Genomic DNA, 1,152 nt, shown 5'->3' with positions numbered 1-1,152 from the left:
CGCGCCGAGGTCGACGTGCTCACACTCACGGCCACACCAATCCCACGCACGTTGAATATGGCCATGGCCGGGATGCGCGATCTGAGCATCATCGCCACGCCGCCGGTCGAGCGCCATCCGATCAAGACCTTCGTCTCGACCTGGAACGATGCGCTGATCCGCGAGGCCTGCCAGCGCGAGATCAACCGTGGCGGGCAGGTCTACTTCCTGCACAACGAGGTCGAGACCATCGAGAACATGGCGCAGAAGCTCGAGGCGCTGGTGCCCGAGGCACGGGTCGAGGTGGCGCATGGGCAGATGCGCGAGAAGGAGCTGGAGCGGGTGATGCGCGACTTCTACCACCGCCGCTTCAACCTGCTGGTCTGCACCACGATCGTCGAGTCCGGCATCGACGTGCCGAGCGCCAACACCATCGTCATCCACCGCGCCGATAAGCTGGGTTTGGCGCAGCTACATCAGCTGCGCGGACGGGTTGGCCGCTCGCACCATCGCGCCTACGCCTATCTAATCACGCCGCCACCGAAGTCGATGACCGCCGATGCGAAGAAGCGGTTGGAAGCGATCGAGTCCCTGGAAGACCTCGGCGCCGGCTTCACGCTCGCCACCCATGACCTGGAGATCCGCGGCGCCGGTGAATTATTGGGCGAGGAGCAATCCGGCCAGATCCACGAGATCGGCTTCACGCTCTACATGGACCTGCTCGAGCGCGCGGTCGAGGCGCTGAAATCCGGCAAGACCCCAGAGCTGGACCGCCCGCTCGATCACGGCGCCGAGATCGACCTCGGCCTCCCCGCCCTACTCCCCGACGACTACCTGCCCGATGTCCACACCCGGCTGGTCACCTACAAGCGCATCGCCAGCGCCGCTGATCGTGCCGAGCTGAAAGACCTCCAAGTCGAGATGATCGACCGCTTCGGCCTCTTGCCGGAACCGACCAAGACCCTGTTCGCCGTCACCGAGCTAAAGCTCAAGGTCCAGCCCTACGGCATCAGGAAGATCGAGGCCGGTCCCAAAGGCGGGCGCATCGTCTTCGGCGAGCAGCCGAATATCGATCACATGAAATTGATCCAGCTGGTGCAGTCCCGCCCCAAGGACTTCAAGCTCGATCAGGCCGCCGGCGCGCTGCGGTTCAGCATGGAGATGGCTGATCCG

At 64.4% G+C, this 1,152-nt stretch carries 1 protein-coding gene; it reads left to right on the top strand.

Annotated elements, in window-relative coordinates:
• A partial coding sequence (locus AC54T3_RS17420) for a TRCF domain-containing protein (protein WP_496626574.1) occupies positions 1-1,152 on the top strand: 1,152 nt, incomplete at both ends.

The sequence above is a fragment of the Halochromatium sp. NSM3 genome (assembly GCF_059621085.1).
The sequence above is the reverse complement of the archived record's forward strand: the minus strand, read 5'-3'. Positions and strand labels throughout refer to the sequence as shown.